Source organism: Streptomyces tardus (assembly GCF_018101125.2).
Classification (GTDB): Bacteria; Actinomycetota; Actinomycetes; order Streptomycetales; family Streptomycetaceae; genus Streptomyces; species Streptomyces tardus.
In genome coordinates this window covers 534435-557457 of sequence record NZ_JAELVF020000004.1, presented here as the reverse complement: position 1 = coordinate 557457, position 23023 = coordinate 534435, and the positions used below count along the sequence as shown (strand labels likewise).

Genomic DNA, 23023 nt, shown 5'->3' with positions numbered 1-23023 from the left:
CGCGGACACGGTCGGACACCTCCACAGCGGAAAGAGCACCTTGGAGAGCAACGCTATCCGAATCCGCAACTTCCCGTCACGGGCCTGTGGACAACTCCGAAACCGGCCTTGCCACACGGCCTGTTCACGCTGCCCAGTCTCTTCGGAAACTTCTAGGCACATCGCTCCACCGGCCCGCACCTCACGCCACACCGCGCCGCTTCCGCCCACCGGCGCCACCCGCCGCCACGCGCCGACGAGACCGCTCCACTGCAGACGCGACCGGCCCGGGCCGCCGGGCAGGGCCGAGCCCGACATCCGCACCCGCAGACGCACCCGCACCCACGCACGAGACCGACGCGGCGCACCACCGCACTCACCAGCGCAGCCTGCCCCGCCGCGCCTGTCCCGACGGAGGGACTCGGGCGCGGGGGGCAGGCCGTGCACCTCACGGTTCCTGGCGCGCCTCCACTCCCAGATGCTCTCCGACGCGATTGACCAGGAGCGTCATCTCGTACGCGATCTGCCCGACGTCCGCGTGCGCGCCGGTCAGCACGCACAGGCAACTCCCCTGCCCCGCAGCCGTCACAAAGAGCAGACCCTCCTCGAACTCGATCATCGTCTGCTGGACCCGCCCCGCGTCGAAATGTGTACCGACGCCGCAGGCAAGGCTGTGCAACCCCGAGGCCACCGCCGCCAAATGCTCACTGTCACCGCGGTCCAGCTCCGCATCGGAGCTGGTCACCAGACCGTCGGTGGAGAGCACCAACGCATGCCGCACACTGGACATGCGCTGCTTCAGGTCGTCGAGCAGCCAGTCAAGGCTCGCGCTCAGCGCCATCCCGTCCCCTTCGTTCCATCTCATGGCAACCGCCGTGGCTCACCTACCCATCTCATAAGCCTGTCCAACCAATTGAGGCGTGCGGGGTGCCGGTTGCGGCACCTGGGACAGAGGCCAAGGATGGGCGCATGGCACAGCAGATGACCGAGGATCAGTTGCGTTCCTTCCTCTCCGAGGGAACCAGGACCGGCAAGCTCGCGACGGTCCGCGCGGACGGCAGCCCCCATGTCGCGCCCGTGTGGTTCGTGCTCGACGGCGCGGACATCGTCTTCAACACCGGTGCGGACACGGTCAAGGGCCGCAATCTCGCCCGCGACGGGCGGGCGAGCCTGTGCGTGGACGACGACGCCCCGCCCTTCTCCTTCGCGGTGGTGACCGGGCGGGCCGAGCTGGTGGAGGACCTCGAGGAGGTGCGCCACTGGGCGACGCGCATCGCGGCGCGTTACATGGGCGAGGATCGGGCGGAGGAGTTCGGCGCGCGCAACGGCGTACCCGGCGAGCTCCTCGTCCGGCTGCGCATCGACAAGGCAGTGGCGCTGGCCGGCCTCGCCGACTGAGCGGCAGTCCGGGCCGGCCCGCTCGGGTGCGGTCCGGGCCGGCGCAAGCGCCTCACCGAAGGGCGGCGGCGGTCACTGCTCCTCGTGCTCGCTGCCGCCGGTCGCCACGGCGCCGCCCGAACCGGCGGCACGGCTCGTGCCCCCGGGCCCACCGAGGCGCTCGGCGCGGTCCTCGCCAACGGCGCGGTCCTCCCGATCGGCGGCGGATGCCGGGTGCGGCACCGGGCACACCCCCGGGAAGGTGCCGAGCTCGGCCAGCGCGTACCCGTTCGGGTAACCCCTGATCTGGGACTTCTGCCGGGCGTAGTGGGGGCGGCGGCGGGGCGGCAGCGCAAGGCGGACTGCTCGGCCGCGCAGCCTCAGCGCACCGCGCGCGGTACGGCGCAGCCACCCAGGCGGAGTGCGGTAGTCGAAGGCACGCAGCAGCGGCTCGTCCATCAGGGCGAGGGCGGCTCGGCGGGCGAACGGCGCGAGGGGCTTCGGGTACCAGGAGGCCATCAGATCGAGTGTCGCGTCGGAGACCGCGCGACCGCCCTCGTCGTAGCCGAAGTGCGCGGTCTCGTACTCGTCCAGGAAGCGCGCGAAGCCCTCGTAGTCCTCGGGGACTTCGCGGATGCCCATCAGCTTGCCCAGCTGCCGGTACACCGTCGCCACCGCGGTGCGCTCGTGCGCGGTGAGGGCGCGCCAGCCGTAGCTCTCCAGCCAGCGCACGGGGACGACGACGAAGGTGCACAGCACGTACCGCATGTCGTCGTCGGAGATGTCGTAGGCGCGGTGCATCCGGTTGACTCGGCGGATCGCGGTCCGTCCCTCTTCCGAGGAATGGCCGTGCTCGATCAGCGCGTCGAGCAGCAGCGCGGTGTCGTCGTACCGCTTCTGGCTGCGCTCGGTCAGCTCCGCGGTCTCGGCGAGCAGCCGGCCGATGCTGGGCACGGCGTAGGTGCGGTAGAGCGCGAACTCCAGGGCGCGCGCGGTGTCCCAGGGGAACTCGCGGGTGACGATGAGGCGGAAGATCTCCTCACAGTCCTCGACCGGGTCCAGCCGAAGGATGTGCCTGAGCCGGTCGTAGCGCCGCATCCGCTCAACTCCTTTGCACAGCACAGTGGGACGGACGAAGGCTACCTTCCCGCCCTCGCCCGCCGTCCTGCTTCAGCAGGCTTCAGCTTCCGATCTGCTTGCGCGAGACGCGCTTGAGCCTCGAACGCTGCGAGGGGTCGAGAGTGAGGTACGCGATCGCCGGCACGCCGAAGACGATCAGCAGAACCGCCCACAACGGCAGCCAGATCAGCAGCAGAAGCCCGATCGCGACGCCTCCGATGGCGACTTTCCCCTGTGTGCTCATGCTTTCCGCCTCCCAGTGCGCGCGGGCCGTGACCGGTCGGTCCGGCGCCGCTCCCTCCATTGAACGCCGTCAGCACCTTTCGCGTTCCCGCACGAGGGGTCGCGCCAACCCCGTCGCGCCCACCGAATCACGACCGTGACCTCCCGGCTTCCGGAGGCTCCCGCATCACGGCGGCCGACCCCTCCTGAGCGCCCCTGGCCCGTCTGCGCAGAAATCCCTGGTCGGAGCGGAGAGGACGCCATGTGATTCACGTCGTCCGCTGCTGTACCCTCGGCGACCCGCGCCCCTGATAGTCAAATTTGAGGAGAGTCGAAGCGCCGTGTCGTCGCCCCGGGCCACCCCCGCCCAGATCACCGCTCTCGCTCAGTGTGCGGCCGTACTGCTGCCCGGCGATCCACCGCGCACCTCGCAGATCGCCTTCTGGCATCCGGACGGGGAGCTGCCCGCGGAGGTGGGGGCGATGGGCGGCACTCCGCCGCTCGCCGTGGCCCTCCCGGACGGCACGGGTGGGATCGTGGTGCGGGAGACGTCGGCCCTGCGGATGCCGGTGGCGGCGGCGGTACCGGTGCTGACCAGAGCCCGAGCTGCGGCGGCCGGCTCCCTGTCCGGCGCGCATCCCGCAGCGGCCCACTGGGGCGCGGCGGCCGTTCTCGCGCTCCAACTCGCCGCGCGCGGACGGCTGCTGCCCGCGATCGACGCCGAGGACCACGACGTCTGGCGGCTCGCCCCGCTCGACCCCGAGGACCTCCGCCGCGTCCAGGAACTCGCGCAGACCATGCCGCCGTTCGCACACGCCGTCCCCGTGACGCCCGAGAACGACCGCGACCTCGCCGACGGCGGGGCGGTCGAGCTGGCAGAGCCCGAGTCGCTGCTGCGACAGTTCCTTGCTGCCGTGGCCGACGGGCTGCCGCGCACCCCCGCCGCCGCTCTCGCCGTGGGTTCCCCCGCCTACGCCTCCCCCGCCGTACGCAGGGCGCCCGCGGTGCGGCAGTGGGCGGAAGAGGTGGTGGCACGCCACGACAACGCGGTGCGCCTCTCCCTGCGCATCGAGGCACCTGCCCTGCTCGGCGCCCCGGGAACAGACGGAACAGACGGAACAGACGGAGCAGACGGAGCAGACGGAGCACGGGGCAGGGCGGACAGCTCCGCCGTGAAAGCGAGGGGGCCCGGCGCTCCTGCGGCCCACGGGATGAGCGCGGTCCTCCAGGTGCACAGCGTCTCCGACCCCTCGGTGGTGGTGGACGCACGTGAGCTGTGGCTGGCGGGCGGCCCCGCGCTGCGCACCTTCGGGACCCGTGCCCAGCCAGAGGTGCTGGTCGCGCTGCGTCGCGCCGCAGCGGTGTGGGAGCCGCTGTCGCCGCTGCTCGCCGCCACGGTGCCGGACGGCGTGGAACTCGGCCCCGAGGATCTGGCCGGTCTCCTCGCGCCGTCGGTCACGGCGGCGCTGACGGCTGCGGGGATGCGGGTGCACTGGCCCAAGGGCCTGGTGCGACGGCTGACCACCCGCGCGGTGGTGGGCCCCGACGACGACCGGGGCCGCCGAGCGGGCCCGGAGTCGGCGATGCCCTCGCTGCTCGGGCCCGACGCGCTGCTGAGCTTCGACTGGCGCTTCGCGGTGGGTGATCTGGAGCTGACCCGGGCCGAGTTGGACCGTCTCGCCGAGGCGGATCGGCCGCTGGTACGGCTGCGCGACCAGTGGGTGCTGCTGGATCCGCGGGAGGTGCGCCGGGCTGCGGAGCGCAAGGCCCACTCGGTGGCCCCCGTCGAGGCGCTGCGCGGTCTGCTCAGTGGCGAGGTGGAGAACGGCGGCGAGCGGGTGGAGGTGACCGCACGCGGCTGGCCGGCCCAGCTGCGGGAGCAGTTGGGCCGGTCGCCCGAGGAGGCTCCGCCCGTACCCCAACCGGACCTCCTCCGGGCGTCGTTGCGCGACTACCAGCTGCGCGGCCTGAACTGGCTGCACCAGCTGACCTCGTGGGGGCTCGGCTGCTGCCTCGCCGACGACATGGGCCTGGGCAAGACGATCACTCTGATCGCCTTCCATCTGCACCGTCAGTCCCTCGCCGACGGCGCTGCGGGCCCGACGCTGGTCGTCTGCCCCGCCTCACTGCTCGGCAACTGGCAGCGCGAGATCGAGCGCTTCGCCCCCGGCACGCCCGTACGGCGCTTCCACGGCCCGGGGCGCAGCCTGGACCGGCTGGCCGCGGACGAGTTCGTGCTGACCACCTACGGGACGATGCGCCTGGACGCGGCGAAGCTCGCGGACGCCACCGACTGGGGGCTGGTCGCGGCCGACGAGGCGCAGCACGTGAAGAACCCGTTCTCCGCGACCGCCAAAGCGTTGCGCACTGTTCCGGCACGCTCCCGGGTGGCGCTGACCGGGACCCCGGTGGAGAACAACCTCACCGAGCTGTGGGCGATCCTGGACTGGGCGACGCCGGGGCTCCTCGGCGGTCTCACCGCCTTCCGCCGTCGCTGGGCGGACCTCGTCGAGGCCGGGGCTGAGCATCCCGACAGCGCCGCGGCAGCGGACCAACTCGGTCGTCTGGTACGGCCGTTCCTGCTGCGCCGACGCAAGAGCGACCCGGGCGTGGCGCCGGAGCTGCCGCCCAAGACGGAGACCGACCGGGCCGTCTCGCTCACCCGCGAGCAGGCCGCGCTCTACGAGGCGACCGTGCGCGAGGGCCTGGCAGAGGTCGCCGGCGCGGACGGGCCGGCCAGACGCGGACTGGTGATCAAGCTGCTCACCTCGCTCAAGCAGATCTGCAACCACCCGGCACAGTTCCTGAAGGAGGAGGATCCGGTTCTGGTCGGGAGGTCCGGCAAGTGGGAGCTGTTCGACGAGCTGCTGGACACGCTGCTGGCCGAGGACGCCTCCGTACTGGTCTTCACCCAGTACGTCCAGCTCGCACGGCTGCTGGAGCGGCACCTCGCCGAGCGCGGCGTGCCCGGGCTGCTGCTGCACGGCGGAACGCCGGTACGCCGCCGGGAACAGCTGGTGCGCGATTTCCAGGAGGGCCGGGCGCCGGTCTTCCTGCTGTCGCTCAAGGCCGCCGGCACCGGTCTCAACCTGACCCGGGCAGAGCATGTGATCCACTTCGACCGCTGGTGGAACCCGGCCGTGGAGGCCCAGGCCACCGACCGCGCACACCGTATCGGGCAGCAACGCCCGGTGCAGGTCCACCGGTTGATCACCGAGGGCACCGTCGAGGACCGCATCGCGGCGCTGCTCGCGCGCAAACAGGCGCTGTCCGATTCGGTTCTGGAGTCGGGCGAGGCCGCCCTGACCGAGCTGAACGACCGTGAGCTGGCGGAGCTGGTCAGCCTGAAGGGAGCCCACGGGTGAGTGAGGACGGCACGCAGGAGACGGAGGTCGAGCGGGTCTTCGAGGCGCTCGCACCGGTGCGCACCCGGGGCTTCGCCCGTACCCCGTGGGGCGCCGCGTGGCAGCGCGCCCTGGAGGAATCGGCCCTGGACTCGGGTCAGTTGCGCAAGGGCCGACGGTACGCGAGGTCGGGTGCGGTGGGCGCCGTCGCGGTGCGTCCCGGCCGGATCACCGCGATGGTGCGCGAGTCGGGCGGCGAGGTCCACCGCGCCGATGTGCTGGCGCCCCGGCTGGACGACGCCGCCTGGGAGCGGCTGCTCGAGGTCATCTCGCGCACCGCCGGGCATTTGGCCGCGCTGCTCGACGGGGAGCTGCCGCCGGAACTGGTGGAGGAGGCCGACGCCGTACAGGTCCAGCTGCTGCCCGGTATGGGCGATCTCCAGCCCAGCTGCGACTGCGGCGAGTGGGACCACTGCACGCACACCGCGGCGGTCTGCTACCAGCTCGCCCGGCTGCTGGACGAGGATCCGATGATCCTGCTGCTGCTTCTGGGCCGGGGCGAGCACAGGATCCTGGCGGAGCTGCGCGAGCTGGGCTTCGCCCGGGCGACGGGTGAACTCTCCACGGAGGAACGGGAGTCGAGCCCCCGCGCGGTCGGCGAGTTCGGCACCGTTCCCGCGGCCGAGGCCTACGCGCGTACGGCGCCCTGGGAGATGCCCGCGCCCCCGGACGCCGTGCGGGAGTCCGCGGAGCTGCCCGAGTGGGCACGCCGGGAGGGGCCGTCGGCGCCCGGGCTGGATGTCGACGCCCTCGGACTGCTGGTGTGGGACGCCGCCCGGCGGGCTCGTGAGGCGCTGACGGAGGCGCTCTCCCCCGACCATGCGACAAGCGCGCCGTCGCCTGCGGTCGAGATGCGGGAGGACGCGGTGCGGCTCGCGGCACGCCCGGTGTGCACCGATGCGGTGCGGCGGAGGATTCTCGCGGAGGGAGGTTTCGACGGGCCTGCGTTCGCGACGGCGGTACACGCGTGGCGGGTCGGCGGCCGGGACGGGTTGCGCGTGCAGGAGGACTCCGCGCAGGAGGCCGATGAGGCGCAACTCGCGCGCGCACGCAGCAGGTTGGTCTCGGCGTGGGGCGAGGGCGAGCGGATGCCGGAGTTCAGCGAGGAGGGCAACCGCTGGACTCTCCGTGGGGCGGGGGTCCAGCTCCGCTGTGGGGCCGACGGCCGCTGGTGGCCCCTTCGGTGGGACGGGGAACGCTGGCTCCTCAGCGGGCCCGCCGGCCACGATCCGGCGGTGCTGCTCGCCGAGCTCGACGGCCTCCGGCCGTACTGACCCCAGTCGTGGCCCGCGGGGAGTCGGGGGCTCGCAGGGCGTGGCGAGTGACCCGCGGGCTCCGGCGGCTACGTGCGGTGGTCGGGTGCAGGTCGGGTGCGCTGGTCCGAGCCGGCGGCCGACTCCGCCCTCTGCCGCTTTCGGCAGAACACGCAAGTGCCCCGCGACCGCATGGAGCCGGTCGCGGGGCACTTCAACGCCGTGTGGCGGAGGGCGGGTTCACCGTGTGGGCGCCCGCCGCGCCGCTGTGCGGACGTTCCCGGTCAGACCGCCGACTTGAACACCGGCAGGTAGCCACCGGACTGGCCGGCGGCGGTCGGGTGGTAGGAGTCGCCCAGCGGGAAGGTCACGCTGTGCAGCCAGGAGTCGCTGGAGCAGATCTCGTGGCCGGTGAAGGACGAGCGCACGTCACCGAAGCTGAAACCGTGGTCGGCGGCACGCTTGTTGGTGACCTCGTTCAGCTCGTCGGCCACCTTGTTGAGCGCCGCGCGGGCGGCCTCGCTGATGCCGACGGAGCAGCTGCCGTTGAGCTCGTAGAGGCGCGAGTAGCCGAGCACGACGACCTTGGCGTTCGGCGCCTTGGCGCTGATCGCGTTGTAGGCCGTGTCGAGCTTCCCGGGCAGCGTGTTGTTGATGTAGCCGCGGGCCTCCTCCGCGGCGCTGATGCAGGCGCTCTCGCCCTGCAGGACGCAGGTGGTCATGACGCCGGCGAACCCGGCGTCGTTGCCGCCCGCACTGATGCTGACCAGGCTGGTGCTGCCGCTGAGTGGGCCCAGCTGGTTGTTGACGACGTCGTCGGTCGTCGCGCCGGAGCAGGCGGTGAAGTCGAAGGAGCTGGGCGAGTTGGCGTTGCTCCACAGCACGGGGTACGCGTTGTTGCTGCGCTTGCAGCCGCTGTCCTGGTAGTCGCCCGCGCCCACGCCCGAGGAGTAGGAGTCGCCGACGGCGACGTAGGACTCGGCCGCACGCTCGTCCGCGAGCGCGGTGCCGCTGCTCGCCAGTGGCAGCGTGACGAGCGCCGCGAAGACCGCGGTTGCCTTGATGAATCTGGAGGGTCGCACAGGATCTCCCTTGTGGGGGGTCAAGAAGAACTGCTGTGGTCCCTTGTTCTAGCAACAACCAGCGGTTTCGAGAAGTAGTACTGCCGGTTGTTCCGTGCAACGACCCCTGGGATTGGGCTGATTGATCCTCTTGCACACCAATGGGGCGGGTGAGGTGACCTCACCCGCCCCATCTGCCCGCGTCGCTCCGTGCGACTGCGGGAATGAGATTCCACGCACCGTCAGCGCCGACGCCCCAGGCCCGACAACCGCCTTGGCGTGCCTAGTTCAGCTTCGAGCTGAGCTTCTCGCCCTCCTCGGCCACCAGGCTGCACGTGACCGTGCGCAGCCCCGTCAGGTAGCCGGTGCGCTTCGGGAACTGCGAGAGGGTACGGAACTTGGTACCGGCGGCCTGCTTGCGCGCCTTGGCCTCGAGCTTGCTCTTGCAGATGCTGTTCGCCTCCGTCTGGAGCGCGGAGTCGGAGGCGTACTCCTTCTCCTTCAGCTTCTCGCGGTGGACGACCTCGCCGTCGTGCGACTTGGAGCAGCCGAGCTTCTCGTTGTAGCCCTCCTGGCTCTCCGACATGTCGAAGCACTCACCGACCTTGAGCTGGTACGCGGGCCGGGGCCCGGTGCTCGGGGTCGGGCGGTCCTCCGGATCGAAGTCCGGCAGGTCCGTCTCGGTCTCGGAGGGGTCGACCCAGGGCTCGTCCGACTCCTCGTCATCCGTCTCCGACTCGCTGGGAGTCGGGGTGGGCGACTCGCTGGTCGCCGTCGCGGAGGGCGAGTTCTTCGACTCGTCGTCCTTGTCGCCGTCACTACCGGTGAGCAGGAAGGCGCCGCCGATGATCAGCGCACCCGCGACCACCACCGAAACCAGGGCGATGATCACCGCCTTGCGGTTGCTGCCGTCACCACCGGAGGGAGGTTGCTGCCAACCGCCGGACGGCGGGCCGGGAGGGCCGGGAGGGCCGTAACCGCCGCCCTGGCCGCCGCCCGGCGGCGGACCGAAACCACCCTGGCCACCGCCGGGCGGGCCGGGCGGCACCTGCGGGCCGGGTGGGCCGAAACCGCCCGGCTGCGGCGGGCCGGGGTATCCATAACCTTGGGGCGGGCCGAAGCCGCCGGGGCCCGGCGGGCCACCGGCCGGGGGCTGCTGACCTGGGGGTGGAATCGTCATGCGCCAACTCTGTCATGTTCCCAACGGGCGCAGGAATCGAGGTCCTCACAGCTCTGCTACAAGAGTGTCATCATCGGTGGATCTTGTGGAGCAGGCTCCGGGACGCTTCCGGCTCTGACCGCACGGCGACGAACGGGCCCCGCACATCGATTTGTTGGCATTCGTGCCGATTGCCCGCGCCGCGGCGCCGCTGGACCGCGGCCGTCCCTTCGCGGCGCCCGGACGCGGTTGCACGGGGCTCGTGCACGGGACAGCGGCGGAACAGCAGCGCTGGGCGCAGGCACCCCACCGCACGCAGCGTTCGCCGCATCCTGTAACGCCGAGGCGACGGTGAACGACCGAACCGGCCCGGCAACGCAACGAAGCGACTCCCACCCGCCCCAGGACGAAGCGGCAGAGCCTCGACAACCCAGGACCGCGAACCGAAGCGAACCCTCAGGGCTCAGTCCTCGTCCTTACGACGCCTCCAGCGGCGCCTTCCGCGCGTCTTGCGGGCCTTGCGTCTGCTCTTGCTGAAGAACCAGCCCGCGGGCGGCTCGTCGGCTCGCCAGGGCTGGGGCTCGGGAGGCTGATTCCGCCAACGCTCCTGCAGCATCCGGGTACGCGCGGCGGGCTCGCTGACCTCGGCGCCCCGGATGAAGTTCTCGTCCAGAACCAGATCGTCCCAGTCGGCGCTGTCGCCTCTGCCCCCGGCACCGCCGGAGCTCTCATCGTCGCCCTGGTCTCGCGGCTCGGTGCCCACTCCAGCCTCCCGTCGCCGATCACGGCTTCCGCACACTGTTTCAACGTGTGGCGCACCGTGATGGTTCCCGCCACAGAGGGGGCCTACACGGTCCGCGGCGCCCGCGTCCCCACCGCCCCCGCCCGTACAGTTGCTGAGAGCAACAAACTATCTCGGGTGGCTTCGAAGGGAGTGACGAGCAGGTGGCAGGACCGGCAGCATCCGGGTACGCGCGGCGGGCTCGCTGACCTCGGCGCCCCGGCCCACGGCGAACACGGAACTGCTGGGCGGCAGGCCGGCCGGCGGTACGAAAGGCCACGGCGGTACGGGCGGTACGGGCTCGTACCGCCCGTACCGCCCGCCCCCGTACCGCCGGCGGCAGCCGCCGGTCGCTACGCGCCCCGGACACCCAGCAGGTGATCCATCGCGAGCTGGTCGAGCCGCTCGAAGGCCATTCCTCGCTCGGCCGCCGCATCCGGGTCGAACTGCTCGAAGGCGCTGGTGTCGGCGAGGAGTTGGGCGGGCGTCTCGTCGGGCTCCAGCGTGGGCCTGGCGAGTTGGTCGAGCCGGGAGTCCGCCAGCGCCTGGACGACATCCGGGTCGGCCCGGAAGGAGGCTGCGCGGTCACGCAGGATCAGGTAGTTGCGCATGCAGCCGGCGGCGGACTGCCACACGCCGTCGACGTCCTCGGTCCTCGGCGGCTTGAAGTCGAAGTGCCGCGGCCCGGTGTAGCCGGCGGTCTCCAACAGGTCCACCAGCCAGAAGGCGGCGCGCAGATCCCCGGCTCCGAAGCGCAGGTCCTGGTCGTACTTCACCCCGTTCTGGCCGTTGAGGTCGATGTGGAAGAGCTTGCCCGCCCACAGCGCCTGGGCCGCTCCGTGCGGGAAGTTGAGCCCCGCCATCTGCTCGTGGCCGACCTCGGGGTTGACGCCGAAGAGCTCCGGCCGCTCCAGCCGTTCGATGAACGCCAGTGCGTGGCCGACGGTCGGCAGCAGCAGGTCGCCGCGCGGCTCGTTGGGCTTGGGCTCGACGGCGAACCGCAGCGGGTAGCCCTGCTCGTGGACGTACTCGCCGAGCAGGTCGAAGGCCTCCTTCATCCGGTCCAGGGCGAGCCGGATGTCCTTGGACGCGCCGGACTCGGCGCCCTCCCGGCCGCCCCAGGCGACGTAGGTCTGCGCGCCCAGCTCGGCTGCCAGGTCGATGTTGCGCATGGTCTTGCGCAGCGCGTAGCGGCGCACATCGCGGTCGTTCGCGGTGAAGGCACCGTCCTTGAAGACCGGGTGGGCGAAGAGGTTGGTCGTTGCCATCGGCACGGTGAGCCCGGTGGCGGCCAGCGCCTTGCGGAAGCGGCCGAGCTGCGTCTCCCGCTCCTGGTGCGAGGCGCCGAAGGGGATCAGGTCGTCGTCGTGGAAGGTGATGCCCCAGGCGCCGAGTTCGGCGAGCCGGTGGACGGCTTCGACGGCGTCGAGCGCGGGCCGCGTGGCCTCACCGAAGGGGTCCCTGCCCTGCCATCCCACCGTCCACAGCCCGAAGCTGAACCGGTCCTCGGGGACGGGCACGTAGTCGCTGTGTGCTGCCGTCGTCGCCATCGGCATGCTGCCCTTCTCTCTGCTTATTTCGTCATCGGCGTTAACAAATTAGTATGCGAGGCATCCTGAGGAAACCCCGCGACGGCCTCCGTCGCGGCACAAGTGGCACAAGAGGCAGAAGAAGGAGCAGGCATGGCCGAACCGCAGGGCCCCGTGGTCATCGGTGTCGACAGTTCGACCCAGTCGACCAAGGCGCTGGCGGTGGACGCCTCGACCGGCGAGGTGCTGGCCCAGGGCCGGGCCGCGCACACGGTCGGGGCCACCCACGAGAGCGATCCGGAGCAGTGGTGGCGGGCGCTCGTCTCGGCGATCGAGCAGTGCGGGCCCCATGCGCAGAGCGCCGCCGCGATCTCGGTGGCCGGACAGCAGCACGGTCTGGTCACCCTCGACGAGAACGGCGACCCCGTACGCCCGGCGCTGCTGTGGAACGACGTGCGCTCGGCGCCCCAGGCCGAGCGGCTGGCGGGAGAGTTGGGCGGGCCGCAGGCGTGGGCCCGGCGCACCGGACTGGTGCCCGCCCCCTCCTTCACCGCCTCCAAGTGGCTGTGGCTGGCGGAGCACGAGCCGGAGTCCGTGGCCCGGACCGCCTCGGTGCGGCTGCCGCACGACTACCTGACGGGCCGCCTCACCGGCGCGGCGACCACCGACCGCGGCGATGTCTCCGGCACGGGCTGGTGGTCGAGCGAGAGCGGCGACTACGACAGCGAGGTGCTGGCCCATCTCGGCCTGGACCGGACGATGCTGCCCCGCGTGGTGGGCCGCGGCGAGGCCGCGGGGACCGTACGGGGCGGGCTCGGACTGCCCGTGCCCGCCGGGGCGTTGGTCGCCGGCGGGACCGGGGACAACATGGCCGCAGCACTCGGTCTGGGACTGCGCCCGGGCCAACCGGTGCTCTCCCTCGGCACCTCCGGAACGGTCTACGCCGTCGGCCGTCAGCGCCCCGTCGACCCCTCCGGGACAGTCGCGGGCTTCGCGGACGCGCTCGACGGCTGGCTGCCACTCGCCTGCACCCTCAACTGCACGCTGGCGGTCGACCGCATCGCGGCGCTCCTCGGCCGGGGCCGCGAGGAGGTGGAGCCCGGCGGCAGCGCGACGGTCCTGCCGTTCCTGGACGGCGAACGCACCCCGGCCCTGCCCTACGCCGGTGGCCTGCTGTACGGGCTGACCCACGACACCACCGGCGGCCAGATCCTCCAGTCCGCCTACGACGGCGCGGTCTACGCGCTGCTGCGCGCCGTCGAGCTGGTCCTCGACCCGGACAGCCCCTCCGACGCCCCGATCCTGCTGATCGGCGGCGGCGCCCGGGGAACCGCCTGGCGGGAGACCGTGCGCCGACTGTCCGGCAGGCCCGTACAGGTGCCGCACGCGCAGGAGTTGGTGGCGCTCGGGGCGGCTGCACAAGCCGCCGGACTCGTGCTCGGCGAAGACCCCGCGGCGCTGGCGCGCAGCTGGGGCACGGCCGACGGTCCGTACCACCCGGCGGTGGAGACCGACCGTGCCACTCTCGACCGGCTCGCCACCACTCTCGCCGACGCGGATACGCTGCTGCGCCGGCAGTGACCGCGGAGCCACGGCCTGTCGTCAGACGCTGCGGGCGGGCCGCTCGGCGAACACCGCTCGCCCGCGGGCCCGACACCCGACGGGCGCCCGACGGGCCTTGCCGGGGCCACGAAGCGAACAGGTCGGCCACCCGAACCCGCCGAACAGCCCGAGCACGCCCCATGGAATCCGAGGAAGGGGAGCCACCCGATGGCCGTCGCGCCCAGGCTCCACACCCAGCAGGACATGCGCCGCCGCAACCTCGCGGCCGTCCTGTACGCCGTGGCGGACGCGGGCCCCGCGTCCCGGGCGAGCGTCGCTGCGAGGATCGGCCTGACCCGCGCCGCTGTCTCGACGCTGGTGGACGAGCTGCTGACGGCCGCTCTGCTGGAGGAGCAGGGACCCGGCCGGTCGGGCACGGTCGGTCGACCCGGGACCGTACTGGGCCTGAGCGAACGCGGACCGTGCGGGGTCGGCGCCGAGATCGGCGTCGACCACCTCGCGGTCTGCGCGGTGGACCTGCGGGGCCGAGTGAGGGCGCGCACGGCCGTGGACGCCGCCAACCGGGAGAGCTCACCGGAGCTGGTGCTGCGCAGACTGGCCGGTCTGACCGCGCGGCTGGCCAAGGAAACGGCCTCACAGGGGCTGCGGCCCGCGGGCGTCTGCGTCGCCGTTCCGGGCCTGGTGGCACGCAGAACGACGCGGGTGGTCCGCGCCCCCAACCTGGGCTGGCAGGACGTCGATCTGGCTCCGTGGTTCGCGGAGCTGGACCGGGAGTTGGGGCTGTCGGCCGCCCAGCGCAGGACGCCGTACTTCTTCGTCGACAACGAGGCGCGCCTCGGCGCCCGGGCCGAGGTCTGGACCGGGTCCCCCGGCGACGGCGAGACCGAAGGCCCCGACGGGGCCGCGCCGCGCGCCGCGAGCCCGGAGGAGCTCCCGGCACCGGCCACCTCGCAGGAGACGCCGGGCGAGATCCTGCACGTCTCGGCGGAGGTCGGTATCGGTGCGGCCGTCCTGGTCGATGGTGAACTGCTGCGCGGCTCACGGGGGTTCGCCGGCGAGCTGGGGCACGTACCCGTGCGCCGCCGCGGTCGTCCCTGCGGATGTGGCCGGAACGGCTGCCTGGAGCAGTACGCCGGCGAGGAGGCGGTGCTGCGCGCCGTGGGATTGGACCCCGCCCGTGCACTGGCCGAACACCCCGGCCCCGGCGGCCGGGTGGAGATGCTCGCGCGCCGGGCCGAGAGCGGCGACCGCCAGGTTCTCAGGGCGTTGCGGGCGGCGGGCGGCGATCTGGGAGTTGCGCTCAGCGGCGCCGCGAGCCTGCTGGATCCGCGGACGATCGTGCTGGGCGGCGCCATGGCCCGGTTGGCGCCGTGGCTGCTGCCCTCGCTGGAGGAGGAGTTGGCACGCGGCCCAGCGGGAGGATCGGTGGTCGCGGTCGCCCGGCTCGGCGCGGACGGACCGCTGCTCGGCGCCGCACACGCGGTGGTACGGGCCGTCCTGGACGATCCGCTGGGCACCGCCACCCGAAGGCCGCTCGTCGCCGAGGAGAGCTGAGCCGTAGTCGCCCGCCGAGGCGCGGACAGGCGGCTGGGACGTTTCCGTCGTGGTGCCTTCGTCGTGGTGCCCCCGTCGTGGTGCCCTCGTTGAGGCGCCCTCGTTGAGCCGTACGCGCCGCGAGGCGCACCCGGAGCCGGCGACCTTCCCGGAGCCACCGGAGCGCGAGGGCGCGTACGCGGGCGCGCGGCGTCGGATCGGGCGCCGATACGAGCGACCGGAAGCAGCGCTGATCCGACGCGTTCTGCTCAGCCGGCCGCCGCAAAGGCGGGTAGGTACCCACCGCACGGTCAACTCCCACCTCTCCGCGGTGATTTCACCGGATCCGGCGAACAGTGCCGATCGTCCTCATGAACCGCCGGCGCACCGAGCAGGGTCAGCCACATGACCCCAAGTGCGAGGCGAGCCGGGCGGCAGATCCGGCCGGGAACGCTCCTGGCCGGCGCGGTGTTCGGGGCCGCCCTCGCCCTCACCTCCGCCCCACAGGCGTTCGCGGCACCCCACGAGGCCTGCGCGTTCGCCGACTCGGACCGCTCCGTCAAGGAGCTGATGGAGCGGGCCCTGAGCGGTGAGCCCGTGGGCCGGCTCTGCCGGCAGGCGCCACCGGAGCCCACACCGCCACGTCCGACACCGCCGACACCACCCGCGCCCACGCCCACGCCACCGGCGCCTCCCGCACTCACCCCGCCTCCGCCGCCTCCTGAACCGCCGCCGGCCACCACTCCGGCGCCGACCCCTTCGGCGAGCAGGCCGACCGTCCGCCCCACGCCCTCCACGCCCTCCACTCCCCCGCCGAGCCGCTCGCCCTCACCGCTTGCCGCACCGCTGCACGCACCGGTGGAGAACAAGCCGGCGCAGCAGGGGAGTTCACTCATGGGGCGGATGCTGCTGATCCTGGCGCCGGCCGTGCTGGCTGCCGCCGCGCTCAAACCACGCGGCGGCGGCTCGTCGTCGTCCTGAGCCCCGCCCTCAGCCGCCCTCAGCCGTGACGGGTTGCGCGGCTCCGCGGTCCTCCGGCAGCCCACCACACCGCCGCTGCCGCACCGCACATCCGCCACCCGCTTCGCCGCACCGGCCCCGGCGCCCCCGCGCCGGCGCACTCCCCTGCCGACAAGGAGCCCCCGTGTCCGAGTGGCTTGTCCTCGCACTGGCCATGACCGCCTCCTGCGCGGTCGTACTGAGCGTGGCGCTGCTGCGTCAACGCAGGCTGGGCGACGCCGAGGAGGACACCTCCCAGACCCCGGACGTGATCGAGTACATCACCATGATGATCGGTGTCGTCTACGCGATCGTCCTCGGACTGGCCATCGCCGGCGTCTGGGAGGAGCGCAACGCCGCCGAGGACCTGGTCGTACGGGAGGCACAGGCGCTGCACGAGGTCAGCGCGCGTGCCGAGGTCTACCCGGCGCAGGTGCGCGAGGACATCCGCGGCGACGTCGACCGCTACGTCGAGCACGTCGTGGACACCGAGTGGTCCCGGATGGTGGAGGACGGTGAACTCACCGCACGCGGCGACGAGTTGATCACAGCCGTGCGTTCCCACGTCAGCGGTTTCGAGCCGCGTACGACGCTCCAGTCCCACGCGTACCAGGGCATGGTCGACCAGATCACCGCGGCCGAACAGGCCAGGATCGGGCGCGGGCAGAGCGTGGAACCCACCCTGCCCGCCGTGGTCTGGTTCGGTCTGGTGGTCGGGGCGGTGGTGACCGTGGGCATGGTCTTCGCGCTCCAGATCCGCCGCTCCGCGCGGGAGTTGGTGCTCGCCGGCCTCTTCAGCGCGCTCATCGCCTTCCTGCTCTTCCTCATCTGGGTCTTCGACGAGCCGTACGCGCGTGGGCTGGCAGATCCGGCCGAGGCGTTCCACACCCTCTTCCCGGACGTGACGGGCGGCTGAAGCGACCGGAGGGCGACATGACGGGAGGCTGAGGCGACCGGAGGCCGACGCAACGGGCGGCTGGCGACGGACCGCCGAGGCACCGCGGGACGCCTACCCGAACACCCGGGCCCGCACCTTCCCTGCGCCGGGAGCGGGTTCGGCCCGTGCCGGACCCGGCGATCCGGCGCGGGTCCCGAGCAGGCGAAGGCAGGGGCCCGACCGGCGACGGACGGCCCTTGCCCCCGCCGGGCACTCGCTGATGAGATCGTGACGCACAGCCATCGCGACACTGACCACCAGCGAAGGAGTCCAGGTGTCACACCTGCTGCCCACTCTGGAGACCGAGCCAGCCAGGACCGCCGTGCGCGTCGGGGACCGGGCACTGGACTACTCCGAACTCGCCGCCGCCGCGCGGACTCTGGCCGGCAGCCTCACCTATCCGGCGAGGGTCGCGGTCTGGGCGACCCCGTCGCTGGAGACGGTCGTCGCGGTGGTGGCCTCGCTGCTGGCCGGGGTGCCCGCCGTACCGATCAACCCCCGCTCCGGCGAGCAGGAGCTGGCGCACCTCGTCAACGACAGCGCGCCGGGGCTGATCCTCGCCGCTGCCGACGACCAGCTGCCGGCGCCGCTCGCCGAGCTCTCCAGGGTCGACGTGGAGGTGCGGGTGAGCCCCGAAGAGGCGGTTTCCCACCGGGAGTTCGGCGCTGCCGCCGCCTCCGCCACACCCGCCCTGATCGTGTACACCTCGGGGACGACCGGCGCGCCCAAGGGAGTGGTGCTGTCCCAGGAGGCGATCGCCGCGTCGCTGGACGACCTCGCCGAGGTGTGGGAGTGGACGGAGGACGACACACTGGTCCATGCCCTGCCGCTCTACCACGTGCACGGGCTGATCCTCGGTGTGCTGGGACCGCTGCGGCGCGGTGGCACGGTGCACCATCTGGGCCGGTTCTCCACCGAGGCCGTGTCCGCCGGACTGGACGGCGGCGGCACGATGCTCTTCGGCGTACCGACCATGTACCACCGCATCGCCGAATCGCTGGACAGCGAGCCCACGCTGGTGCGCGCACTGCGCGGGGCGCGGCTGCTGGTGTCCGGCTCGGCCGCGCTGCCGGAGTCGGACCACGAGCGGATCACCGCGGCGACCGGCCGGCACGTGGTGGAGCGCTACGGGATGACCGAGACCCTGATGAACACCAGCGTCCATGCCCGCGGCCCCTACCTGCCGGGCAGTGTCGGGTTGCCGCTGCCCAGCGTCGACGTACGCCTGGTGGACGAGGAGGGGCAGCGCATCGAGGCGTCCGACGGGGTGACGATCGGTGAGATCCAGGTCCGCGGCCCGCAGTTGTTCACCGAGTACCTGGGCCGTCCCGAGGCGACCGACGCCGCGTTCGCCGGCGGCTGGTTCCGCACTGGCGACATGGCGACCAGGAACACGGAGGGCTTCTACCGGATCGTCGGGCGCGGTTCCACGGACCTGATCAAGAGCGGCGGCTTCAAGATCGGCGCCGGTGAGATCGAGAACGTGCTCCTCCAGCACCCCGGAGTGGCGGAGGCGGCCGTCACCGGCGAGCCGGACCCGGACCTGGGCGAGCGGGTCATCGCCTGGGTGGTCCCCGCGGATGCCGAAGCCCCGGTCTCCGCGACCGAGTTGGTGGAGCTGGTCGCGGGTGCGCTCTCGCCGCACAAGCGTCCCCGCGAGGTGCGCCTGCTGGACAGCCTGCCGCGCAACGACATGGGCAAGGTGCTCAAGCGGGAGCTGCGGTGAGCGAACGTACGGGCGCGCGTGGCCTGGTGCGCTCGCTGACCGAGCAGTTCACCGAGCTGCCCGTCGACTCCTTCCCCCAGCCCGCCGACGGGCCGCTCGGCTGGCCCGGTTACGACGCCGCGCGTGCACGTGCCGCCGAGCGCACCGGCGAGAGCGAATCGGTCCTCTGCGGCGTCGCCACCGTCGGCGGGGTACGGACCGTGCTGATCGCTTTCGAGTTCGGCTGGCTCGGCGGCTCGCTCGGCGAGCGCACCGGCCACCGGCTCGCCGCCGCGCACCGGACGGCCAGAGCCGAACGGCTCCCGGTGGTCTCGCTCATCGCGACCGGCGGAAGCCGTATGCAGGAAGGCATGCGGGCGCTCGGCCAACTCCAGCGCGTGGCAGCCGAGTCGGCCCGCACCAGGGCCGCCGGCCTGGCGCAGCTCGCGGTGCTGCGGGACCCGGCCACCGGCGGCGGCTGGGCGACGCTCGGCGCCGGTTCTGATGTGACGCTGGCCCTGCCGGGTGCCCAGGTCGCCTTCGCCGGCAGCCGGGTGCGCCCGGCAGACGCCGATCCGCTCGCCTACCTCGCCGAGAGCCGGCACCGGGCCGGGCAGTTGGACCGGATCGTCTCGCAGGAGGAGCTTCCCGAAGTGCTGGGCCGGTGGCTCTCGCTGCTGGGCCCGGCCGTCCGCGATCGGGCCTGCCCCGAACCGGCACCGGTCCCACCGCCCGCCGCGCTCGGTGGGCAGACGCTGCCCGCGGACGGATGGCAGGCGCTCACCGGAGCCCGCGCTCCGCACCGGCCGCGCGCCGAAGCGTATCTGGACGCCCACTTCACCGACCGGGTCGAGATCAGCGGCGACCGCAGCGGCGGCATCGACCCCGGTATGCGCTGCGGCTTCGGCCGCCACGAGGGTCGTACGGTCGCCTACGCCGCACAGTGCGGCACCGCCAACACCCCGGCCGGCTTCCGCACCGCCGCGCGGCTCCTGCGGCTGGCGGACCGGCTGCGGCTGCCCGTGCTCACCCTTGTCGACACTCCGGGCGCCGCCAACGACGCGGAGGCGGAGCGGCTGGGCGCGGGGGCGGCCATCGCGGACTGCTTCGCGGCCGTCGCCGAGGCGAGCGTGCCGCTGACCACGCTGGTGGTGGGCGAGGGCGGGTCCGGTGGCGCACTGGCGCTCGCCGCACCGGGCAACACCTGGGTGACGCCCGACAGTTACTTCTCCGTCATCGCCCCGGAGTCGGCCGCCGCCATCCTCAAGCTGTCGCCGGAGGAGGTGCCCCGGCTGGCCGACCGGCTGCGGCTGCGCCCTCAGGACCTCGTGGAGCTGGGCGTGGCGAGAGGTGTGGTGAGCGCCGCCAGCCGCCGGTAGGAGTCCAGCCGCTCGGCCGGGTCGTGGGTGTTGAGCGTGAGCATCAGCTCGTCGGCGCCGGCGGCCCGCGCCAGACCGTCCAGCTCCTCGACCACCTGCTCCGCCGTTCCGTGCACCTGGCCGCGTCTGGCCTGCCGGAAGTACCGCTCGGCGCGCTCGCCGCGCGGCTGCTCCAGCACCTGCGCGGGCGACAGCAGCGGAGGGAAGACGCCCCGTACGCGGGACTCCGTCATCGCCCACGCCTCCGGGATCTGCAAGAGCGCGGCCTCGCGCTCGGTCGCGCCGACCGCGGCGTTCACCGCGACCACCACGAACGGCTCCGCGGTCCGGGAGGACGGAACGAAGGCCGCGCGGTACCGCTCCACGGCCGCCAGGACCGTCTCCCGGTCGGGCCCGCCGACGACGACGGGCAGCCCCAGCCGCCCCGCGACCCCCGCTCCGGCACCGGTCGCCAGTACGAACGCCGGCACCCGCGCACCCTCGGCGGGCAGCGCCGGGACCGGGTGGACGCCGTCGAAGTAGCCGAGCAGCTCCCTGATCGCCGGCTCGAACTCCTCGGCGGCGGCGCGGTCGGTGCGCAGCGCTCTGCGCACCTCTTCGGTGAAGCCGACCGAGCGCCCCAGCCCCATGTCCACCCGCCCAGGGTGGAGCGCCTCCAGCACGCCGAACTGCTCGGCGACCACGAGGGGTTGGTGGTTGGGCAGCATCACTCCTGCGGTACCGACCCGGATGCGCGAGGTCGCCGCCGCGACCGCGCTCGCCAGCACCGTCGGAGCGGAGCCCGCCACCCCCGGGACGCCGTGGTGCTCCGAGACCCAGAAGCGGTGGTACCCCAGCGCCTCGATCTCCCGGGCGAAGGCCACGGTCCCGCGCACCGCCTGCGCCGGCGACCTGCCCGCCCGCACCAGCGAACGGTCCAGCACCGAAAGCCGTGCCGAGGCGAGGCCCGGTGAAGAGGCACACCCGGGCCGCGGGCCCCCTCCTGCGTCCGTCCCAGTCATGCCCGGCACAACGCCGGGACCGGCTCCTCTCATTCCCCGCACCGGCCGACCCCGCAGTACGGACCTCTCGGGCCTGCGTGGCCGTACGGACCGCGGTACATGCCTGCCGGGCAGGGTCGGCGCGCGACGAAAGTCGGTCGCCGACGGCGACTTTGTGCCGACGCCGGGCCCGTCGCCGCTCTCTACCGTTCGGTCCCATGAAGAAGATCATGGAGTTCCTCGCGCTCGTGCTGTTTCTGCAGGGGGCCGGTCTGTTGGTGCACCGTTTCGTCGGCTGGTTCGATCTGATGCCCCTCGCCCACCACCTGCCGTTCGTCGAGGGACACGAGGTGCTGGTCGCGGCGCTGCTGCTGACGGCGGCGCTGGGGGTTGCGACGGCGTCCGACCGGGTCCGCGGCTGAGGGCGTACGCACTCGCGCGGATCGCCGCCGACAGCCCCGGCGGCCCGAGCTCCCGGACCCAACGGCTCTCCGGTCCTACCTTGGGCGGGTGAAGCCCGCTCCCCACCGCCGCCGCCGCGCGGTGGTCGCCGATCTGCTGGCGGCCACCGGGGCCGTACTGCTGTTCGTCGTCGCCGCGCTCGTCGGCCACGCACTGGAGAACGACCACGGAACGCTGCGGCTGCACTGGCCGCCGCTGTACGCCTACGCCGACCCCCATGTGGGGCCCGGCACGCCCGCCGCGCTGATCGTCGCCGCACTGGTCGTGGCGTACGGTCCCACCGTCGCCCGGCGGCTGAGCTGGCGCGCGCTGCTGTGGGCGAGCTGGCTGGGGTCGATGGCGTGGATCTGGTCGCTGGCGCTCGTCGACGGCTGGCACCGAGGCGTCGCCCGGCGGCTGACGACCAGCTACGAGTACCTCCAGTCCGTCGGCGGCGTCGACGACATCCCGGCGATGCTGCGGGAGTTCACCTCGCGCATCCTGATGGACGCTCCGGACAACTGGCCCCCGCACGTGGCCGGTCACCCGCCGGGCGCGCTGCTCACCTTCGTCTGGCTGGACCGCGTCGGACTGGGTGGCGGCGCCTGGGGCGGGGTCTGGTGCATCACGCTCGGTGCGACGGCGACCGCGGCGGTCCTGGTCACCCTGCGAGCGCTCGGCAACCACCGGCCGCCTCCGGGCCCGGAGGCGCTGGACGGAGAGCAACTGGCCAGGCGTGCCGCCCCGTTCCTCGTGCTGGCCCCCGCCGCGGTGTGGATCGGCGTCTCGGCCGACGGCTACTTCACCGCGGTCGCGGCGTGGGCGGTCGCCCTGCTCGCGCTCGCCGCGACCCGCACCGCCCGCCGCCCCCGGTGGGCCGCGCTCGGGTCGGGACTGCTCTTCGGCTGGGTGCTCCATCTCTCCTACGGGCTGGGCCTGTTGGTGCTGCTGGTCGCGGCCGTGCTGTGGATCGCCCGTACGCTGCGGCCCGTCGGCTGGGTGGTGCTCGGCGCGCTTCCGGTGGTGCTGGCGTTCGCCCTGGCCGAGTTCTGGTGGTTCGAGGGGTACTTCACTCTTGTCGAGCGGTACTACCAGGGCGCCGCGAGGGTACGGCCGTACGGTTACTACGTGTGGGCCAACCTCGCCGCGCAGGTCGTCGTCGTCGGACTGGCGACGGTCGCGGGCCTGCGGCGGGCCGTGACCCGCACGTCCTGGCGCAGAGCGCTGCCGCTGGTGGTACTGCTCGCCGGAGCGCTGTGCACCATGCTGGCGGCCGACCTCTCCGGCATGAGCAAGGCGGAGACCGAACGGATCTGGCTGCCGTTCGCGCTGTGGCTGCTGCCCGCGGCAGCCCTGCTACCGCGCCGCGACCACCGCTGGTGGCTGGCGGCGCAAGCGGCCCTCGCCCTGGCGGTCAACCATCTGCTGTTCACCGGCTGGTGAGACCCCGGCCCGAGCACAGCGGACGGCAAGGGCTGCACTGTTGAGTCCCGGCGAGTCCGAGTCGGGACCGGGAGGGTCAGGCGCCGTACGTCGGCAGGCCCCGGGCCCCCGACGACCTCCGCCGTGGCCCGGAGCCGTCCGGGAGCCCGTGCGGTGCGG

At 73.0% G+C, this 23023-nt stretch carries 19 protein-coding genes; 11 read left to right on the top strand and 8 right to left on the bottom strand.

What is annotated here, in order from left to right; all coding sequences use genetic code 11:
• Window positions 1-427: 427 nt before the first annotated feature.
• Window positions 428-820: a roadblock/LC7 domain-containing protein gene (locus JGS22_RS24950; protein ID WP_211041102.1), complete on the bottom strand. Its 393-nt coding sequence runs from the start codon at window positions 818-820 to the stop codon at window positions 428-430.
• Window positions 821-948: 128 nt separating this feature from the next.
• Here JGS22_RS24950 and JGS22_RS24945 point away from each other — a divergent pair, with 128 nt between their 5' ends.
• Window positions 949-1377, top strand: a complete 429-nt coding sequence (locus JGS22_RS24945; RefSeq protein WP_211041089.1) for a PPOX class F420-dependent oxidoreductase — start codon at window positions 949-951, stop codon at window positions 1375-1377.
• Window positions 1378-1449: 72 nt separating this feature from the next.
• Here the strand turns inward: JGS22_RS24945 and JGS22_RS24940 are convergent, their stop codons facing one another.
• Together JGS22_RS24940 and JGS22_RS24935 are read right to left on the bottom strand one after the other, a co-directional pair.
• On the bottom strand, window positions 1450-2454 hold the full coding sequence (locus tag JGS22_RS24940; protein WP_211041088.1) for an oxygenase MpaB family protein: 1005 nt from the start codon (window positions 2452-2454) through the stop codon (window positions 1450-1452).
• 82 nt (window positions 2455-2536) lie between these two features.
• Window positions 2537-2719: a tail-anchor membrane protein gene (locus JGS22_RS24935; RefSeq protein ID WP_211041087.1), complete on the bottom strand. Its 183-nt coding sequence runs from the start codon at window positions 2717-2719 to the stop codon at window positions 2537-2539.
• A gap of 319 nt (window positions 2720-3038) precedes the next feature.
• Here JGS22_RS24935 and JGS22_RS24930 point away from each other — a divergent pair, with 319 nt between their 5' ends.
• Both JGS22_RS24930 and JGS22_RS24925 read left to right on the top strand, forming a co-directional pair.
• Window positions 3039-6062, top strand: coding sequence for an SCO1167/SCO6262 family helicase (locus JGS22_RS24930; protein WP_211041086.1), 3024 nt, complete (start codon window positions 3039-3041; stop codon window positions 6060-6062).
• Window positions 6059-7375, top strand: a complete 1317-nt coding sequence (locus JGS22_RS24925; RefSeq protein ID WP_211041085.1) for an SWIM zinc finger family protein — start codon at window positions 6059-6061, stop codon at window positions 7373-7375. The genes JGS22_RS24930 and JGS22_RS24925 overlap by 4 nt, the downstream gene beginning before the upstream one ends.
• A gap of 263 nt (window positions 7376-7638) precedes the next feature.
• On the opposite strand, the gene JGS22_RS24920 is transcribed toward JGS22_RS24925, so the two are convergent.
• The 4 genes from JGS22_RS24920 to xylA form a co-directional block, all read right to left on the bottom strand.
• A complete protein-coding gene (locus tag JGS22_RS24920; protein WP_211041084.1) occupies window positions 7639-8436 on the bottom strand; it encodes an SGNH/GDSL hydrolase family protein in 798 nt (265 codons plus the stop codon).
• Window positions 8437-8698: 262 nt separating this feature from the next.
• The gene (locus JGS22_RS24915) at window positions 8699-9595 is read right to left on the bottom strand and encodes a septum formation family protein (RefSeq protein WP_216815157.1); all 897 of its coding nucleotides are present in this window, start codon (window positions 9593-9595) and stop codon (window positions 8699-8701) included.
• A gap of 442 nt (window positions 9596-10037) precedes the next feature.
• Complete coding sequence (locus JGS22_RS24910) at window positions 10038-10337, bottom strand: SGM_3592 family protein (protein ID WP_211043865.1); 300 nt, start codon at window positions 10335-10337, stop codon at window positions 10038-10040.
• A 371-nt stretch (window positions 10338-10708) separates the two neighbouring features.
• A complete protein-coding gene (gene xylA, locus JGS22_RS24905) occupies window positions 10709-11905 on the bottom strand; it encodes a xylose isomerase (protein ID WP_211039944.1) in 1197 nt (398 codons plus the stop codon).
• Between the two features lie 132 nt (window positions 11906-12037).
• Here xylA and xylB point away from each other — a divergent pair, with 132 nt between their 5' ends.
• The 6 genes from xylB (at window position 12038) to JGS22_RS24875 (ending at window position 20000) form a co-directional block, all read left to right on the top strand.
• A complete protein-coding gene (gene xylB / locus JGS22_RS24900) occupies window positions 12038-13465 on the top strand; it encodes a xylulokinase (RefSeq protein ID WP_211039940.1) in 1428 nt (475 codons plus the stop codon).
• 189 nt (window positions 13466-13654) lie between these two features.
• The gene (locus tag JGS22_RS24895; RefSeq protein ID WP_211039939.1) at window positions 13655-15001 is read left to right on the top strand and encodes an ROK family transcriptional regulator; all 1347 of its coding nucleotides are present in this window, start codon (window positions 13655-13657) and stop codon (window positions 14999-15001) included.
• Window positions 15002-15385: 384 nt separating this feature from the next.
• Entirely contained in the window at window positions 15386-15961 is a 576-nt protein-coding gene (locus JGS22_RS24890; protein ID WP_211039945.1) for a hypothetical protein, read from the top strand.
• Between the two features lie 163 nt (window positions 15962-16124).
• Window positions 16125-16895: a bestrophin-like domain gene (locus JGS22_RS24885; RefSeq protein WP_211039938.1), complete on the top strand. Its 771-nt coding sequence runs from the start codon at window positions 16125-16127 to the stop codon at window positions 16893-16895.
• A gap of 295 nt (window positions 16896-17190) precedes the next feature.
• The gene (locus JGS22_RS24880; protein ID WP_211039937.1) at window positions 17191-18642 is read left to right on the top strand and encodes an acyl-CoA synthetase; all 1452 of its coding nucleotides are present in this window, start codon (window positions 17191-17193) and stop codon (window positions 18640-18642) included.
• Entirely contained in the window at window positions 18639-20000 is a 1362-nt protein-coding gene (locus JGS22_RS24875; protein WP_211039936.1) for a carboxyl transferase domain-containing protein, read from the top strand. The genes JGS22_RS24880 and JGS22_RS24875 overlap by 4 nt, the downstream gene beginning before the upstream one ends.
• Here the strand turns inward: JGS22_RS24875 and JGS22_RS24870 are convergent.
• The gene (locus tag JGS22_RS24870; RefSeq protein WP_211039935.1) at window positions 19940-21001 is read right to left on the bottom strand and encodes an MsnO8 family LLM class oxidoreductase; all 1062 of its coding nucleotides are present in this window, start codon (window positions 20999-21001) and stop codon (window positions 19940-19942) included. The genes JGS22_RS24875 and JGS22_RS24870 overlap by 61 nt on opposite strands.
• Before the next feature lie 197 nt (window positions 21002-21198).
• Between JGS22_RS24870 and JGS22_RS24865 the strand changes: the two genes are divergently transcribed.
• Window positions 21199-21402 carry a hypothetical protein gene (locus JGS22_RS24865; protein ID WP_211039934.1) on the top strand — a complete coding sequence of 68 codons (204 nt, stop codon included), beginning with the start codon at window positions 21199-21201 and terminating at the stop codon, window positions 21400-21402.
• Between the two features lie 88 nt (window positions 21403-21490).
• On the top strand, window positions 21491-22864 hold the full coding sequence (locus JGS22_RS24860; RefSeq protein ID WP_372454357.1) for a hypothetical protein: 1374 nt from the start codon (window positions 21491-21493) through the stop codon (window positions 22862-22864).
• Window positions 22865-23023: the final 159 nt, after the last annotated feature.